Source organism: Bacillus sp. FSL R5-0603 (genome assembly GCF_038050295.1).
GTDB classification, from domain to species: domain Bacteria; phylum Bacillota; class Bacilli; order Bacillales; family Bacillaceae; genus Bacillus; species Bacillus subtilis.
This window is the reverse complement of sequence record NZ_JBBOYP010000001.1, coordinates 653,104-670,363: the sequence shown is the minus strand read 5'-3', so window position 1 is coordinate 670,363 and position 17,260 is coordinate 653,104. Positions and strand designations below refer to the sequence as shown.

Sequence of the window (17,260 nt, the reverse complement as noted above, 5' to 3'; positions counted from 1 at the left end):
TAATATGTATTTCTCCTTTCGAAAGAAAATTCCTGCCGTTCTGTGAAAATTTCGACATGATGAGAGACGGCAGCAGCCTTATCTTTTCCTGTAACGCCGGATGGCCTTATCGATCAAATATCCGGCAGTGGCTCCGAAAATGACATTGAATCCAAGCATTCCGAGCGCAGCCCCTTCCCAGCCGCGTACATACACGAGGCTGTACCAGATCGCAAACATACCAAGGACGATCAGCCCGGCCAACATCCATTCCGGCCGACTTTTGTCAGGAAACCTCATCCGCATCAAAACGGATACGCCAGCAAACAGACAAGCCGTCACAATACCTGTCACAAATAATATTGGCCACACATCGCCTGCCCTCCCTTTTAGAAAAAGACAAAAAAGCCCCCTGCAAAGGACGCTTATTCTGCCGTAATCTCTTTCTCAAACAAATGATATCCGGACGCATCAGCACCCATGAATTCATATCCCATACGCCGATAAAAGGAATGCAGGGCGTCGCTATCAGCGACACAGTCAAGCCGGATCCGTGTTTTTCCCGGAAAGTGTATGCCCGTCTCCGCCCACTGAAGGACGCGGGCTCCAAGCCCCTGTCCCGCAAACCGGCGGCTTACTGCGAGGCGGTGCAAATAAATGGACTCCTCATGCCCATCGTCTCCCCAAAGCGTCCGGTCCCACTCGCTCGGTTCAGACAGCAGCATCACGACAGCCGCAAGCTCTTCATCTTTTTTAAACACAAACACATGTCCCTTTTCAATTGACCCCGTGATATCATGTATATCTTGCCCTTTGAGAAGTCCGCTCCATTGGTTAGAACCCCGATCCCGGAGCCATTCAGCTGTTCGGACGAGCAGCCCGGTAATCGATTCTGCATCCTCATAGACGGCCGGACACGCGTAAAATCCATCTGCAATCGTTTCGTTCTCAATCTTAAAAGCTGACATAAAGGCCTCCCAATCAAAAAGTAAGCTTGCACACACACCTTGATTATAATGCAGACCAAACTGCAAAAACAGACCATTTTCTCTGTATGTAAAAGGGTGTATGAAAGAGAGGCCAATCTGCCTATTAGAAAATCTTCTTTTTATCCCGTTCTTCTTTTAAAATTTCAACCGCTTCTCTGAAGCGCATAGAGTGTACGATTTCACGCTCACGCAAAAAACGCAGGGAATCGTTTAAATCAGGATCATCCGAAATATCAATCAGCCATTGATACGTCGCCCGCGCCTTTTCTTCTGCGGCAATATCTTCGTATAAATCGGCAATCGGATCGCCCTTCGCTTGGATATAGCTCGCGGTAAACGGCACGCCCGCCGCATTATGATAAAAAAGCGCGCTGTCGTGATTGACGTAATGATCGCCAAGCCCGGCTTCACGCAGCTGCTCCGGTGTGGCGTCTTTTGTTAACTTATAGACCATGGTCGCAATCATTTCCAAATGGGCAAACTCCTCCGTGCCGATATCTGTTAAAAGGCCGATGACCTTATCAGGAATCGTATAACGCTGGTTCAAATACCGGAGAGCTGCGGCCAGCTCGCCGTCCGCTCCGCCATACTGCTCAATCAAATACTTCGCCAGCGTCGGGTTGCACGTACTGACCTTGACAGGGTATTGCAGCTTCTTTTCATACACCCACATTCAGGCATTCCTCCTTATACTTGCCACGGCCATGGCCCTTTTCCCCAATCCCAATCCTTGCCCGCGGGGCTGTTGCCGAACTGCAGAAGCGGTCCGTAAGAGGATTCGAACTGTCTTTTTAAGTGCCTTGAATAGCCGGAATATTGATTGAATTGCTTCAGCGCATCTTCATCATGAGGATGTGTATTTAAATAAAGACTCAGCTCAACAAGCACAAAATCAGCAGCCTGTATTTGCTCAAGCTGACGATAATATTCGGCGTCAACCTTTTTTGCCATGTGCGTCTCCCCCTCGATAAGGGTTTTCATAAAAATCATAGAGATCCTTCCAAAGGGTGCCTTTCCTCAAAGCCTCCATCGGCGAAAACTGCTCCATGTGCTCAGGCTGAAAGGTCATATAAAGGTTAGGGGGCGTTCTGTAATATTTCTTCCCTATGGGCGGACAGGGATCAAAACGGCTGTGAAAGGGCGTATATGATTTGACAGGCGTAAACGGCTGCATATCCTTCATTCCGGCTCCTCCTTTCTCAAAAACAATGACCTTAATAGGTATGAGGCAGGAGGCAGGATTATGACTGAAACACGACTTAGCTTTTTCAATAAGAAGACCTTCGGAAGCGCCGAAGGTCTTTCTAGACTATTCAGTCCAAAATGAGGTCAGTGTTTCCAATATGCAGCATGAGCAGCCGCAAACTCTGACAGCGAACGAGGTTCTTTTCCCGTCACACGCTTCACTGTATCCGTTACCCGATGTTCCGCACCATGGCTGATTGCCTCATCAAGCTTCGCCATAAAATGGGCATAATCCGCGGGCAAACCTCCTGCCTCCATTTTATGCTGCAGCTCAGAACGAGAAATGCTGACATGCTCCACCCGGCGTCCCGCCGCAGCTCCAATGATCTCCGCCGCTTCGGCATAGCTCAGCGCCTCGGGACCTGTCAGAATATGATGTGTTTGATGAGGAACATCATCAATCAAAGCCCTGACGGCTGTTTCTGCGATGTCATCAGCGTCAATAAACCCAAGTTTTCCTTCACCCGAAGCCGTTGTGATGCGCCCCTCCGTTTGAATAGACATGCGATGCTGGACATTGATGAAATTTTGCATAAAGTATGAAGGCCGCAGCACCGTCCATTCTGGAAACTCACGCACTGCCTGGTGAATCGCGCCAAACACGGGACCGTTCTCGGAGACAACAGACGCACTTTGCATCACTACCCGCTTTGCGCCGAGACGCTTTGCTTCCTTTAAAAAGGGAAGCACATAGGGAGCCGGATCAAGTACACCAACCGGAGCAACAAGATAGATGTCTTTTACCTGTTCTAGAGCAGGCGTAAAACTGGAGGCATCCTTCCAATCAAAATACACATACTCCGCACTTGCAAGCGCGCCCTTTTTTCGGCTTGCAATACGCACTCTGTATCCCAGCTTTATTAAACGGCTGGCGATTCGGCTGCCGACTGTGCCAGTCCCGCCCGTGATTAAAATCGGATTCTGTTTCATCATTTCCCACTCTCCTCTGTTTGCAAAAATGATCCTCCAAAGGCCTCTTTTACAACAAGCGGATTCCAATAATCCCTATAACGCACAATGCGGCCGTCTCTCGTTTCGATGACACTGATATAGCTTTGGCGATAAGGCAGTCCAGTCTCAATCACATGGCCGTCACATTGAAACTCCGCAATCACCGTATTCGAGTCTGCTGAACGGTACACTGTCGGAGTGGTAAATGAAGAAAGATGGATCTGCTTAGGATAATCCTTAATATAGTTGTAAATGGCCGCTTTTCCTTCTATTCTTTTTGGTGATCCCTCCGGCGCATAAGGAAACTCAAATACAGCATTCTCATCCCAAAGCTCCATCCAGCTCTTCATGTCCTTCTCAAGCATATAAGCCATAAACTTTCTCAATGTTTCACATGCTTTTTCAAATTCATTTATCAACATTCATCATCACCTCTTTTTTTATTTCCAGACCATTCAGTCCAAAAAATACACACATGGGCAAAGAATTCTTTACCACATGTTAATCAAGCACTGATAAACTCACGTCAACATGGTCCTGAAGACGATCCATATCTGCCGTCACTTTTGCAATAAATGTCAGTGACAGCCTGCTCTGATTCAGGTACCGGGCGAGCGCAGATATACCAGGATCTTCGCCATTCAATTCTCCTTGATCCTTCGCTCTTAAAAGCGCCTGATAAAAAGCGTCCTCAAGCTGCTTGGATTGTCTTTCAAAATACCGGGCAAGCTCAGGGTCATGCGGGATCTGTTCAATCGCACTGTTCATAATGTAGCACGCCTTCGCCCGTTCCGGATCCCTCAGGGCATTGACACCCTCCTGAAAAATATCACGAATGGCTTCCTTTACAGATCCTGGCGCTTCAAGCCTTTCCATAACTGCAGCGTTTTTCCCTTCAAGATACGATTTCACCGCGGACAAAAACAAATCACGCTTCGTGCCATACGTATCATACAAGCTCTGGCGCGCAATGCCTAAATGAGAGAGCAGACCCTGAAGAGACGTTCCTTCGTAGCCATACTCTCCAAAAACCTCTATCGCCCTGTGAAGAACAAGTGCCGTATCAAATTCTTTATTCCTCCCCAAAAAACGATCACCTCCTGAAACAAATGTTACCAGTTTCCAGACTGAACAGTCAAGAAAAAAGATAAAAAACACTCTTGATCTGCAAGAGTGTCCTCTTTATACCATCATCTTCTTTATTTATAACCGTCTTTTCCCCAGTGGCCCATATGGTGGTGATGGTGGCCATAATGACCATCATGATGGTGATGATAATTATCCTTTCCAACATGGTGATGATGGTGATGAAGATTATCTTTTCCATCATGATGATGGTGATAATAGTGGTGATGGCCATCATTTTCATGGTGCATGTTCGGATAATTTACAGTTCCCGGAGATCCTCCATAGCCGCCGCTTGGGTAACCGCCGGATCCTCCGTATCCTCCGTACGTTCCATATCCCGGATAGCCGCCGACACCTCCATGTATGCCGTGATCTGGGTAGCCTCCATACATGCCAAAGCCCGGGTGGCCTCCATACATGCCATAACCCGGGTGGCCAATACCAAAGCCCTGATAATGACCAAAACCAGGTCCGCCATACATATGTCTTGTATCAGTCATATTCACTCTCTCCTTCACATAGGTTACAGTCCAGAGTATGAGAATATCTTATAGATCGTATAGGCGGCCGCCTACATACAGCTAAAACAATTTCCAGGACAAAAAAAGCAGGCCATAACAGCCTGCTCACACCTTACTCACCTAAATCAACGTTATGATATACCTGTTGAACATCTTCCAAATCTTCTAATGCATCAATCAATTTTTCAAACTGTTCCTTTGCATCATCCGGAAGCGTTACTTCACTTTGCGCAAGCATTGTCAGCTCCGCTACTGTAAATTCCTCGACACCCGCGTTTTTAAACGCCTCTTGCACCGCATGGAATTGATCAGGCTCAGCATATACGATCACGCTGTCATCCTCTTCTAAAATGTCACGTACATCAACATCCGCTTCCATCAGGATTTCAAGCGCTTCGTCAGCAGTTTTGCCTTCCACACCGATTACAGCCGTCGCGTCAAACATGTAAGCAACAGATCCGCTCACACCCATGTTTCCGCCGTTTTTCCCGAACGCCGCACGCACTTCCGGCGCCGTACGGTTTACATTATTCGTCAGCGCATCAACGATAATCATTGATCCGTTCGGCCCGAAGCCCTCATAACGAAGCTCATCGTAATTCTCTTCCGCTCCGCCCTTCGCCTTCTCGATCGCACGTTCAATGATGTTTTTCGGCACGCTGTAAGTCTTCGCACGCTCAAGCACAACCTTCAGCGCCTGGTTGGATTCCGGATCAGGCTCGCCCTGTTTCGCCGCCACATAAATCTCACGGCCAAACTTCGCATAAATTCGACTCGTATTTGCGTCCTTAGACGCCTTCTTCTCTTTAATATTGTTCCACTTACGGCCCATGATGTTCCACTCTCTTTCATATATATCAATCTAAATACTGTTATTCACTTTATCCATTATACCTCAAATGGTTTGGTTGTTTCGAGTGTCTTGCGTTAGAAATAGAAGGAATGCCGCGATGTGAAAAATGGAACGTCTTCCGTAAAGCAAGAAAAAGCCCTAGCTAAGGGCTTTCTTCTGATCACTAAGTTTGTAAGGGGAATGATCGATATACGTCGTATTTCGATCTGTTGATTCCTTAAATCCGCCGGAGTTTGTCAGGGTTGGAAACGACATGCTTCCCAAAACTAGAGTAATAGCCAGACACATCATCACTTTTTTCTTAATAGGCATATAAACACTCTCCTTTTAGAATATCTTCTTGGGCTTTCAGCACTTTCCGATAAAACGCAGCGGCTTGTTCAAAGTGACAGCTGCTTTCAAAAACAGCGGCAGCACTCCGGGCACATGCTTCAATGTAAGCGTGCAGGTTCTTTTTTTCGAAATAGCTTAAAAGATCATGAATTTTTCGTTCGTCAACAGTCTCCTTGTACACGGCCTGCAAGAACAGAAACAATTCTTTATAAAATTTGTGAGAACGTGCTGTGATATGGTCTAATCCTTCCTCTATGAACTGAAACGCCTTCTGTGTTTGGCCCGCTTTACATAATGTCCAGCTTAATCCAAACAAGACTTTCGGAAGCAGATCAGGCACTTTCTCTCTGCTTACTTTCGCCGCTTTTTGGAAATGTTCTACAGCCATCTGATCGTCTCCTGATCTGTCATAGCTGTTTGCAATGTTCAATAGAGAAATGGCGATAAACCGATCGTTTTGAATGTCCGTTGCCAATTTGAGCGCCGCCTCTAAATGCGGGAGCGCTTTATCATAATGTTTGAAATCATCATAGTTACCGGCGATCACAAACAAGCTTTGTATCGTTCTAATGCTGTATAGGGGATTTTTTTGATAAATGTCTAAGGCTTGAAGAATATGATGCATCGACACATGGGTTTGCTTCATGTGATAATACGCTTCGGCCACTTTAAAATGGAATTCCGCTTTCTCAATTTCATCTGACACAAACGGCAGTTCTTTCTCCGCCTCGCGATAATACCCGATGGCTTCAACATATTCTTTTTGATCAAATTCATACATGCCGCGGAAAAACAAAGAGTAATATTTCAAAAGGCCTGTGAGTTTTTTCTGAGGGGTCTCAATCGTTTCAAGAAGCTCTGTCACTGTAGGGCGATTCCCGTAAGGCTGTCCCGGCTCCAAATAATCCAGCATCAGCTGGTGCCGAAAACACATCAGAGAATAATAGATCAGCAAATCCTGATCCTCTTCCATCCTCTGAATGTCCTGCTCAACCTCCGCTTTCAGAACCTCAGCATCCGGAACACTGAACTGGCGAATCATTTTATACCATTCATTAATCTTAACACCAACACGCGAAGACGGTATGGCTTGACTCAACGGCTTCCCTCCTTCTCTGTGAGATATGTCATATTCTATCAATCCCAAATTTTGAAAACAACACAGAAGGAAGAAATTGTTTTTTCATCCTGTCAATTTGTTTTTTTCATAAAAAAGAACCCTTTATGCAAGGGTCCCATGTCAATCTTATTTCATATACGTATTCACCAGCTCGTAACAGCGCTGATTCTTCGTTTTACTTGTTCTAAAAAAGCAAATACGTCCTTAGCAGGCATCAGGTTTTCCAGCAATTGAATGACATTCTCTTTCCCCACAATTAACTCCTGATCTTTTAACATCACAGGCGTTTCCTTAAACACATGCCAAGGATAAAATAACCTGAGAAAAGGATCTGAAAAATAAATCCCTTTGTCCGTTAATGTGATGCCATCTGTTTGCTTCACGGGAAAAGTACTCCAGAAGGAGATCATCTCTTGATCCTTAGGAATGTGCAGCCGTTTTCTCAATCGCACCTCTCTCTTTTCAGAAATCTCGTTACCGACAAGTAGCCCATTGGTCAAACCGAACATCTTGTCATGGCTGTTCTGAAACAAAGTACTGATTTCCTTCAATTCACTGGCAGAAACAGATACATGATCTCTCCAGGCTTCTGTAAGCAAATCCGAGCCATTTTCACTGAGAAATTGCTGAATTATCCTCAACAGCTCTACCAACAGATCCGCAGGATATGAACTGAAGCCGACATCAAAAACCTCTTCTCCCTCAAACCAAATCTCATAATCATCCGTAGATTTAATCGATTGGATATCAGTGAATGCTTCCCAGGTCACACATCCCTCTTGTTCTCCAAATCTCTTCCAGTACAGTCCCTTACTCGTAAACATAACAAAGCTTTTCGCTTTATTTCCCATGGAACAATTCAATAAGGCCGTCACCGTTTCTTTCTCCGATAACGGGAATAGCTCACACGCATATGTCAAAAGCTCCTCAGGAACAAACCCGGTAAAGAACTTATCTTTTTGATACATTGAACACAAATCACTCAAATATGAACCACCCATCGCTTCATCGTCCTCCTTTTGTTTCATATACGCGTACTTTGAATGAAAGTTTCAAAGAATTTCGACACCGTTATCAGCAAAGATCAACTCTTGAACCAAAAAGAAAAAGACGCTAAGAGCTTTGATGAGCTTTCAGAATCTATAGCTTTAATCAATTACAACAAAATCCTGTACCTTCATCTGTTCCTCAGGCAAATCAAACTGATAAAGCTTCTTCTTAGAACGAATATCAAACACACCCACGTACCCGCCAATGCCCTTTTTATGCTCTTCCTGGGCAACAATATACAGTTGATTCCCCTTAAACTTCGCCTCCATATAAGGGAAATTCAAGCTGTATGTGTGAAAAGAAAAATCCTTCAAATATTCCAACAAGTTCGCCTCACCCTCTTTGTCCTCGTACGCCACGTAAAAACTGCCGCTTTCTTTGTCATAATACACAGTATCTGCATATTCAAGATCTTCAGGATACGCAATATATGTCGTCTTCCATGTCCCTTTTTCAATCACAGTCAGTTCATGCTCCGAGCTCGCGACAATAAATTCCTCCGATTCTGCGAATTGATCAGCGTACGAGGCTAAGCTCAGGGTCTCAATCATTTCCTCTGTTTTTCTGTCAATCACGTAAATAGCCATGCTTTGAATAATATAAATATAGTTCTCATCACTGGCCCCCATCGTGACAAGCGAAGGCAAGGTAAGGCTATATTCCTTTTTCGTTTTTCTGTCGTTTATGTGGATCTCATTTCCCGTCGTATCATTATAGGCCTTAACAGACACATCCTTCCCCTCATACCAAAACGCAAATGGATCTGACAGCGGATGCTCTTTGATCACATCCTTCTCCAGCGTGTAGTAAAAAAGCTCGTGTTCCGCCAATAATACAAGGTCTGTGGATTTGTATGACTTCATTTGAATATAAGGAACATCCGCCACCTTAAACGTGCGCCTGTTAAACCGTTCGCCTGTTGAGGTTGAGAGCAGCGTGCTTTCTTTTATGAGAGGATTGGAGTAAATAAAGAAGATGCAGTCTTCTTCGGGGTGAATGGCGGAAGATTGGACAGGATGCGTATTTTTATTTTGAAAGGAAATATATACAGCCAACATAAAAACACTTGCGAACAAACCCAATAGTATAAAAGGCTTTTTCACACAAACAACCCCCAGTAAATGGTTAAAAACTCTATATCGTTTTCAACATGCCCTGTACATATCCCTTGTAATCCAATAAAAAAAGAACTTCTCAATGGAAGTTCTCACTTATTTTTCTCATAGGATTGTTTGATCAACCCCATAATATATTCAATGTTTTCGTCATCTTTTATGAAAATCTCATAGTCTCCATTTCCCCAGTGGCCGGTCTCAGAGACATCACGCATTTTCTCTTCTGGATCATGCAATTCTCCCTTTTTCATATTCACCCACACCTTAAGTCCGCTTTTTAAAAGAAGAATGTCTGTGAAATTTCGCTTATTTGATGTAAACGCAATATAAAGCTTTGTCGGTTTGATTGAAATATGATCGTCCAAATTAAAAATGAATTCCTTTAGCTGCTGATAAAGCTCTATGATGTCAAACGGCTTATCTGCAAGGTGATCCTCTTCAGAAAACACTTTAATTTCTTTGCTGACCTCTTGAATGGTCTCACTTTGCCGTGAAATGGTCTTTATCGACTCGGAGACGCCATCAGCCTTCATTTGATTCAACTGGATCAAATCATTTTCGTATCTTTTCATCTCCCATAATTCAATAGGCAGATCTTTAAAATGGATCGATTGCTTTTGATACACCGTAAAAACAGGAGATATAAAAATAACCTTCGACTGTGACCAATCCACATCATCCCGCTTTAACGGAGAATCATGATTTTCATTGTACTCAAGAATGAAATCAGCTTTATGATTGAGCATTGTCGCTAAATAGGCGTAGCCCTGATCAACAACACTGAAGTTTTTCGTATTTTTATACTCGATAATCACGAAAGCATTTGTCTCATCATCAAACGCTAACGTATCAATGCGGAAATTGTTAATCCTGAATTCGGATTTTACAAACCTGAGACCTAACATCTGCTGAAGATTTGTCTCACATAAATCCTGAATCTCTTTTTCTTTTTTAAACGGTTTCTCGCGAATACCTTCTATCTGATTTTGGCTGTTTACTTTATAGAGATACATGCTGGGCTCCTTTTATTTTACTAATTCCATTAAAGTTTCTAAGGATAGACTCGAAACCGGATTTTGCGTTTTCGTTTTCAGCGTACCGCCAATCAAATAAGAATAGTCACGGCACTCTGCCAATTGAAAACGGACTCTATTATTCGTTTTAGTGATTTTGGCAGGTTCATCAGATTCCCAAGCGTCAACGATCTTGTAAACATTTAAAATCACACCGCTCCGAACAACAATTGCCCGTTTACATTCCTTTGCTCTGGACAATTTCATATCCCAGTTCCCGCAGGCGCGGTTCGTTAGCGTGTCGCCTTTTTGAATATCCTTGATCTTTATGATTAAGAAATCTTTACCCAAATGAGCTCTTCCCCTTTTTATTGATTTATCATCATCATATCAAATCTGTGTATATAGGCACATGTCTAATGGCTCATTTTTCCACCAAAGCACGTTCTCACCCCCACCCCCATCCCGCCCCGTGGTAAAATTTTGATATTGAGCGAACAAAAGAAGGGAAATGGTCATGAAAGTATTTGAAGCGAAAACACTGCTTTCGGAAGCGACAGACCGTGCAAAAGAGTACAAAGAACTAAGAACGCAAATGGTCAACTTGAGAAAAGCGTTAAAAAGCGTCGCTGATCTCAGTGACAGCGAATTCTCAGGAAAAGGCGCCAGCAACATCAAAGCCTTCTATCACGACCACGTCGGCGTCACCGACCAATGGATCGACTACATCGATATGAAAATCGCATTTTTCAACAGCATCGCCGGAGCCGCCGAGGACAAAGGCCTCTCAGACGCATACATCGAAGAATCCTTCCTGGAGCACGAACTGGAAAATGCCAATAAAAAATCAAAATCCATCATGTCCGAACAGAAAAAAGCCATGAAAGACATCCTGAACGATATCGACGACATCCTCCCGCTCGACCTGTTTTCAACAGTAACCTTCAAAGACGAGCTGGCCGATGCCAACGACAAACGCCAAAAAACACTGGAAAAATTGGACGTCTTGGACGAAGACCTAAAGACAGAATACGCCCTGTCAGAACCAAACGAACAATTCATCAAATCCGACTTCCAAAAGCTCCAAGAAGCAACAGGCAAAGGCAAAAACGCCACACCCATCCACTACAACGCCAAAACGTACCGTGAGAGTGACATACATAAGAAAAAAGGCGACATTGAAAAGCGGACTGAGGCTTACTTGAAGATTAAGAAAGAGGAAGTGAAGGAACGCGAGATTGAAAAACTGAAAGAAAGACTGAAAAACTATGATTATGCGGATGCCGATGAATTCTACTCAATGGCAAAGACGATAGGCTATGAAAATCTGACAGCAGAACAGCAGAGATACTTCACCCAAATTGAAAACACGCGTGAGCTTGAAGCAGGCTTCAAAGGGGTCGCCGTCGGCCTTTATGATTCCGGGAAGGACGCGGTCGTAGGCCTGTGGGATATGGTCACAGACCCGGGAGGAACCGTTGAAGCGATTACCGGAGCGATGGCTCACCCGATCAAAACGTATGAAGCCATTTCAGCGGCAATCGAAGAATCATACCAAAAAGACATGGTGAATGGTGACACCTACTCAAGAGCAAGATGGGTGTCATATGCGGTTGGCACTGTTGTCACATCAATTGTCGGCACAAAAGGCGTAGGAGCCGTCTCAAAAACTGGCACAGCCGCCAAAGTGACGACCAAAGTCAAAACAGCAGCAAGCAAATCAGCAACAGCCCAAAAAGCCATAACGGTCTCAAAACAAACCGTTGATCACATCAAACAAAAAGTAAACACAGGCATTGAAGTATCAAAAAAACACGTCAAAACCAAGTTAAATCAAATCGGAGATCTCACACTTGCGGATATTCTCCCGTATCATCCCCGTCATGATTTAGTGCCGGCAGGCGTTCCTTACAACGCAGTCAACGGGGTCACGCTTAAAGAAGGACTGCAAAAATTCGCCAAGGTCATCCTTCCGAAACCATACGGAACGTCATCAGGCGGAAGACGAACTCCAGCGCCACATGTACCGCCGGTAACCGTCAAATACGGCGAGCATTTCGCAAGATGGAGCAGAAAGAAAGTGCTGAAGCCCAATATCATCTACAAAACAAAAGAAGGCTACACATACACGACTGACAACTATGGTAGAATTACAAGTGTCAAAGCAGACTTGCAGCTGGGAGAAGCAAAACGAAACCAATATGCACAGACGAATGCTGGAAAGCCCCAAGACCGAAAGCCTGACGATGACGGAGGCCATTTAATCGCCACCCAATTCAAAGGCTCAGGCCAGTTTGACAATATCGTGCCGATGAATTCTCAGATTAATAGGAGCGGCGGGAAATGGTACAAAATGGAGCAAGTGTGGTCAAAGGCGTTAAATGGAAAACCTCCTAAGCAAGTAAAAGTTAATATAGAACCGGTTTATCAGGGAGATTCACTTAGACCTGTATTATTTAATGTTGAATATAAGATAGGTAATCGTAGAGCGAGACAAGTTACTATAGAAAATAAACCAGGGGGTTAATCTAGTGGAAACAAAAAAGATGGAAGTGCTATATCAAAAAATAGCAGAACAAATTAATGACATGATCCCTTCCGAATGGAGCAAAGTTGTTCTTTATGCAGAAATACTAGACGGCTCCAGAGAAGTGTATTTTTTCTTTCAAACACCAGAAAACGATGAATATATATACTCTCACGACATTCCAGAACAATTTCAGGTCAGTAAAAAAATTTATACCGAACTACTACTAGACCTTCAAGAGTTGTTTAAGCAGTTACACACTGAATTTAAAGAAAATAATCCCGAAGCATGGACAAATTTGACACTGAATCTTGAAAGCTCTGGAACGTTTTCAATTGATTATGATTATGAAGATGTTATTGAGTCTGATTTGGACGAATACGAAAGACAAATGATTTGGGAGTTCAATAACTTGGGTATTTTCCCCGAAGATGAAGAGGATAAAGAATTTGTTAAGGATTATCTAAACATAAACTAATGTAATCATCGAATCTGAGTTAGAGGTTAATCGAATGGAAACTCAAAAAATGAGCGATGTATATCAAAAAATCGCTGAGCAAATAAATGAAATTATCCCCTCTGAGTGGGAGAAGGTTGCTCTTTATGCCGAAATTTTAGATGATTCTTCAGAAGTTTACTTCTTCTTTACTACTCCACAAAATCAGGAATATATATATTCACACGATATTCCTGAACACTTTAATGTTAATGAAGATATATATGACGGACTTCTATATGAATTGCATGATTATTTCGAAGAGTTACGAAATGAATTTAAAACAAACAATGAGGACTTATGGACAAACCTCACTTTTCATTTAGAAAGAAGCGGCAAATTTTCAATAGAATATAATTACACCGATGTCATTGCCTCAGACTTAAACGGTACTCAACGACAAGTAGTATGGGAATATAAAAATTTAGGAATATTGCCTGAAGATGAGGATGATAAACAGTTTGTAATAAACTACTTCGGTTTATAATTCAAAAATAGCTCAGCTTTTTACTGCTGGGCTATTTTATATTCTCAGGTTGGCTTTTATGGAAACCAAAAAAACAAACCTATTATAAAATTTGTTAACCGATCAACTAATAAATTGATTGCTTCTGAATGGGTTAAAGTTTTCTATACGATGAGATTTTAGATGACTCTATACTTTTCTTTAATATTAAGGTTTTATATTTATCTCATATCTCTTTATAAAAGGAGCAACATTTTGACAGTAAGAAGAGAATTAATAAAACAAATTAATTTAACAATCACAACAATAAAAATAAACAATCAAAAGAATCCAACTCCAATGGTCAAAAACATATTAAAAAGATACGAAGAAGCAAAAGTCTTTATCCAACATTTCTCTGAGGAACAATTCGAAGAAGACCTCTCTAAAGTTAGAAATAAACTAGACACTCTGACAAGAGCATATCTTGAATCAGCTAACGACTACATGAATCCGATGCTCAGAGAAATGCATAAAACTGAAAAGCTGTTAAAAAAGTATGATGAAACTGGTAAGTCATAATCACCGCAATCCAAAATTCAAAAATTGAGATTGGCTAACCTCCACAAAACCAAATGTAACGCAAAACACCCAAAACTCCCTTTTGCGGACTGCACCGAAAATTTTTTTTGCGGTCTCTCAACCCCTTTCTATTAAATTTCAGTATTGATAAAATTTACATAATTAGTGAGAAGAGGAAGGGTGAGAAGTTTGGGCACGATTTCGTCTCCGCACGTTGGGATGAAAATTAATGAGTGGAACCGGCATATTCAAAAGTTTAATGTGACTGACGCTGAAATGCTTAAAGCTGAGATCGAACGGGACATTGACGTCATGGAAGAAGACCAAGACCTCTTGATTTACTATCAGCTCATTGCTTTTCGCCATCAGCTTATGATTGACTATGTGATTCCATCTGAAGGAAACCAAATGGAGTTATCAGAATATTTAAAGAGAATTGAAGGCAGCAACAGGAAGATGGAGAAGCTCGTTGAATACTACTATTACTTTTTTCAAGGGATGTATGAATTCAAAGAGGGCAATTTCTTAAGTGCCATTACATTCTATCAAAAAGCGGAAAACACCATTCCCTATATTTCAGATGAAATTGAGCGGGCGGAATTTTATTTTAAAATGGCTGAAGTGTTTTATCATATGAAACAAACCCACGTATCCATGCACTATTCTTCTCAGGCGTATAACATTTATGAAACGCACGACCTTTACTCAGTCCGCCGCATACAATGTCATTTTGTGATCGCAGGAAACTACGATGACCTAGAAAGTCATGAAAAGGCGCTCCCTCACCTCGAACAGGCACTAAAAGGCGCACGGCTGCTTGAAAGCAAAAACAAGCGGATTTACGGCCAAGCTTTATTCAATATCGGAAATTGTTATCTTAAAATGGGCGAATTGACGAAAGCAGCAAAATACATGGAGAAATCGATACTCCAATTTAAAAAATCAAATTTCAACAACTTGACACAAGCTTACCACGATTTAGCCTTAATTTATTTTCTTCAACATAAACAAGAGCAGGCAATGGATTGTTTCAGAAAAGGCGTACGCTTCGCATGTAAATTCGACGATGACCTATTTAAAATCATGTTCGAAGGATTGCAGGCACTGTTTATTAAAAAAGGAGAAACGTCCATTTTATTAAATGTTTTCAACAAATTAGAGACATCCCAAGGATATCCTTATATGGAAGAGTTGGCATTATTAGCCGCAAAGTTTTATACTGAAATTGGGCAGATGGATGATTCTGTTATCTGTTTCAAAAAGATGGTTCATGCCCGCAAACAAATTCAGAGAGGGGATTGTTTGTATGAAATTTAAACTGACTTTGTGCGCTGTGATTGCTTTGATCGGAGTAAGCTTTATCAGTTCTTCCTTGGGAAATGAAGTAAACGTAGCATCTAGAAACATGACAAGCAAAGCTGCAAACGATTCAACCAACTCCCTGGTAGACAAAGCCATCTTTGACAAGGAAATAACGATTGCAGAAAACGGAACGCTTGGTTAAGGACAAGACGCAGCTTAGGCTGCGTCTGTTTTCCTAATAGAATTATAATAAAATAGGATTTATGTACAAAGTTTTTAAAAAATAATTATATCTATTTCTTAGCCAAAACTCTTTCAATATATGCTTCTATATTTTTTTCATCAATATGGATTTTCTTCAAAATAGCAACAATGTCGCGACCTGAAATAACAAGGATCGGATGTTCATCTTCTAAAAGTTCCTTATAAGCTTGACTACTAATATAGCTGGTCGTTACAAAGACTCCAAACTGGCGGTGGCGAATACGCGATATTAATCGATTTGTTTGCTTTACATGACAGCCATTTAAAGGAGAATAGCATTTTGCTTCCATTGCGCAATCAATTGTTAATATGCTGTTTTGCACTCCTATTTTGTATAATCCAATAGCATCTCTTCCGCCATCCCGGCTAGCACGGGTTAAATTAAACTTTACGAAATTCTTGTCCATTACCCGTAGAATATGAGCAGCAAAAAATTCAAACTGAATAGGTTTATCTTTAAAATATGTGTAAATGATTTTTAAAGCCTTATTTCCTTCACTAGTGTTGGGCAATTGCTCTTCTTTAGTTCTAAACTTTGTTATTGGTTCTGCAATCAAAGGAGTTATGGTATTTAATCCATTAGAAACAAATCTTTTCCATTGTTCAGGCGCTATTTTGGCTGATGCCTCTAAGTCAACTGTTCTCATGATAAGCCAATCCTTTAATTTTTCTGTTTCGTTTGCTGTATCTAGTAAAGTAAAATAAGCCTCGTAATTTTGGAATCGGGAACCCTTGTGTGTTCTCCAAATGGCTACTAAACTCTCATCAATTGAAAATTGTTGTCTTCCCGGCACAGCAAGACCTACAAATGTTACGCTCCTTGAACTCTTTATTGTTGGGCTCTTTCGAAATAGAAGGAAGGGAGGAACATTTTTATAATTTTGTTCACTTATGTTATGAAAGGCGTCTCTTAATAGTTGGTTTCCTCTCTTTTCGTGCAATTCTCTACCAGCATCTCTGTTATCTCCATAATAACGTACATGTCCGGTTTCGAAGTTTATCTCATCAGGCCATTCTGATTCACTTCCTGATGTATATAAAACCACAAATGCTAACGAGTTTGGTTGTACCCCTCTTCTTGGGCGAAATCCTCCACTAATTCCTACACCTAATAGCTTATTTAAAGGATCATCTCCAGAATTCCCTTTATTCCCGCCTTCATAAATTGCATCTATACGGAGAGGGGCATTTTCTAAACTTTCAAATGGGTAAATTGAATTAAGTGTGTTTGTTTCTTTCAACTTCTGAACTCTCCTTCAGTTAGCATGTTAACATTTACAATTTATATTATAAGCTTTTACGAGAACCACTTGGAAGCTTTGGTTTTTAGGAAATCATAACTTATTT

The 17,260-nt window shown here is 41.9% G+C and carries 21 protein-coding genes and 2 pseudogenes; 6 read left to right on the top strand and 17 right to left on the bottom strand.

All coding sequences use genetic code 11. The annotated features are described in order from the left end of the window. Positions 1-78: 78 nt before the first annotated feature. From NYE56_RS03415 to NYE56_RS03340, 16 genes and pseudogenes are all read right to left on the bottom strand, one after another. Positions 79-382 (bottom strand): annotated as a pseudogene (locus NYE56_RS03415) (YesK-like family protein). 22 nt (positions 383-404) lie between these two features. After that, positions 405-947 carry a GNAT family N-acetyltransferase gene (locus NYE56_RS03410; protein ID WP_341283460.1) on the bottom strand — a complete coding sequence of 181 codons (543 nt, stop codon included), beginning with the start codon at positions 945-947 and terminating at the stop codon, positions 405-407. Positions 948-1,071: 124 nt separating this feature from the next. Next, positions 1,072-1,641, bottom strand: coding sequence for a spore coat protein CotJC (cotJC, locus tag NYE56_RS03405; RefSeq protein WP_003233850.1), 570 nt, complete (start codon positions 1,639-1,641; stop codon positions 1,072-1,074). 14 nt (positions 1,642-1,655) lie between these two features. After that, the gene (gene cotJB / locus NYE56_RS03400) at positions 1,656-1,919 is read right to left on the bottom strand and encodes a spore coat protein CotJB (protein ID WP_003219491.1); all 264 of its coding nucleotides are present in this window, start codon (positions 1,917-1,919) and stop codon (positions 1,656-1,658) included. Beyond that, positions 1,903-2,151, bottom strand: coding sequence for a spore coat-associated protein CotJA (gene cotJA, locus NYE56_RS03395; protein WP_003219489.1), 249 nt, complete (start codon positions 2,149-2,151; stop codon positions 1,903-1,905). The genes cotJB and cotJA overlap by 17 nt, the downstream gene beginning before the upstream one ends. Before the next feature lie 126 nt (positions 2,152-2,277). Beyond that, positions 2,278-3,146 (bottom strand): annotated as a pseudogene (locus tag NYE56_RS03390) (NmrA family NAD(P)-binding protein). After that, positions 3,143-3,586 carry a nuclear transport factor 2 family protein gene (locus NYE56_RS03385; RefSeq protein WP_341283459.1) on the bottom strand — a complete coding sequence of 148 codons (444 nt, stop codon included), beginning with the start codon at positions 3,584-3,586 and terminating at the stop codon, positions 3,143-3,145. Before NYE56_RS03385 ends, NYE56_RS03390 begins: the two are co-directional and overlap by 4 nt. A 79-nt stretch (positions 3,587-3,665) precedes the next feature. Beyond that, complete coding sequence (locus NYE56_RS03380; protein WP_341283458.1) at positions 3,666-4,250, bottom strand: TetR/AcrR family transcriptional regulator; 585 nt, start codon at positions 4,248-4,250, stop codon at positions 3,666-3,668. Between the two features lie 113 nt (positions 4,251-4,363). Continuing rightward, complete coding sequence (locus NYE56_RS03375) at positions 4,364-4,792, bottom strand: hypothetical protein (protein WP_064671874.1); 429 nt, start codon at positions 4,790-4,792, stop codon at positions 4,364-4,366. Between the two features lie 133 nt (positions 4,793-4,925). Beyond that, positions 4,926-5,645 carry a YebC/PmpR family DNA-binding transcriptional regulator gene (locus NYE56_RS03370; protein WP_003233863.1) on the bottom strand — a complete coding sequence of 240 codons (720 nt, stop codon included), beginning with the start codon at positions 5,643-5,645 and terminating at the stop codon, positions 4,926-4,928. Between the two features lie 159 nt (positions 5,646-5,804). Next, positions 5,805-5,978 (bottom strand): phosphatase RapH inhibitor PhrH, encoded by a 174-nt coding sequence (gene phrH / locus NYE56_RS03365; RefSeq protein ID WP_032726704.1) that lies wholly within the window; start codon positions 5,976-5,978, stop codon positions 5,805-5,807. Continuing rightward, the gene (gene rapH, locus NYE56_RS03360) at positions 5,968-7,098 is read right to left on the bottom strand and encodes a response regulator aspartate phosphatase RapH (protein WP_341283457.1); all 1,131 of its coding nucleotides are present in this window, start codon (positions 7,096-7,098) and stop codon (positions 5,968-5,970) included. The genes phrH and rapH overlap by 11 nt, the downstream gene beginning before the upstream one ends. Positions 7,099-7,262: 164 nt before the next feature. Next, positions 7,263-8,105: a hypothetical protein gene (locus NYE56_RS03355; protein ID WP_341283456.1), complete on the bottom strand. Its 843-nt coding sequence runs from the start codon at positions 8,103-8,105 to the stop codon at positions 7,263-7,265. A 162-nt stretch (positions 8,106-8,267) separates the two neighbouring features. Beyond that, entirely contained in the window at positions 8,268-9,227 is a 960-nt protein-coding gene (locus tag NYE56_RS03350; protein ID WP_341284379.1) for a hypothetical protein, read from the bottom strand. Positions 9,228-9,376: 149 nt separating this feature from the next. After that, positions 9,377-10,297, bottom strand: a complete 921-nt coding sequence (locus tag NYE56_RS03345; RefSeq protein WP_341283455.1) for a DUF5655 domain-containing protein — start codon at positions 10,295-10,297, stop codon at positions 9,377-9,379. Positions 10,298-10,309: 12 nt separating this feature from the next. After that, a complete protein-coding gene (locus NYE56_RS03340) occupies positions 10,310-10,648 on the bottom strand; it encodes a hypothetical protein (RefSeq protein WP_075749485.1) in 339 nt (112 codons plus the stop codon). A 166-nt stretch (positions 10,649-10,814) separates the two neighbouring features. Between NYE56_RS03340 and yeeF the strand changes: the two genes are divergently transcribed. From yeeF to NYE56_RS03310, 6 genes are all read left to right on the top strand, one after another. After that, a complete protein-coding gene (gene yeeF / locus NYE56_RS03335; protein WP_341283454.1) occupies positions 10,815-12,824 on the top strand; it encodes an LXG family T7SS effector deoxyribonuclease toxin YeeF in 2,010 nt (669 codons plus the stop codon). Positions 12,825-12,828: 4 nt separating this feature from the next. Beyond that, positions 12,829-13,302, top strand: coding sequence for an antitoxin YezG family protein (locus NYE56_RS03330; protein WP_114150843.1), 474 nt, complete (start codon positions 12,829-12,831; stop codon positions 13,300-13,302). Positions 13,303-13,336: 34 nt separating this feature from the next. Further along, positions 13,337-13,807, top strand: coding sequence for an antitoxin YezG family protein (locus NYE56_RS03325; protein WP_341283453.1), 471 nt, complete (start codon positions 13,337-13,339; stop codon positions 13,805-13,807). Between the two features lie 234 nt (positions 13,808-14,041). Continuing rightward, a complete protein-coding gene (locus tag NYE56_RS03320) occupies positions 14,042-14,347 on the top strand; it encodes a hypothetical protein (protein ID WP_341283452.1) in 306 nt (101 codons plus the stop codon). Positions 14,348-14,536: 189 nt separating this feature from the next. Next, positions 14,537-15,664 (top strand): Rap family tetratricopeptide repeat protein, encoded by a 1,128-nt coding sequence (locus NYE56_RS03315; protein WP_341283451.1) that lies wholly within the window; start codon positions 14,537-14,539, stop codon positions 15,662-15,664. Further along, on the top strand, positions 15,654-15,851 hold the full coding sequence (locus NYE56_RS03310; protein WP_045383623.1) for a hypothetical protein: 198 nt from the start codon (positions 15,654-15,656) through the stop codon (positions 15,849-15,851). The genes NYE56_RS03315 and NYE56_RS03310 overlap by 11 nt, the downstream gene beginning before the upstream one ends. Positions 15,852-15,942: 91 nt before the next feature. Here NYE56_RS03310 and NYE56_RS03305 read toward each other — a convergent pair whose 3' ends face one another. Next, a complete protein-coding gene (locus tag NYE56_RS03305; protein WP_341283450.1) occupies positions 15,943-17,154 on the bottom strand; it encodes a restriction endonuclease in 1,212 nt (403 codons plus the stop codon). Between the last annotated feature and the right edge of the window lie 106 nt (positions 17,155-17,260).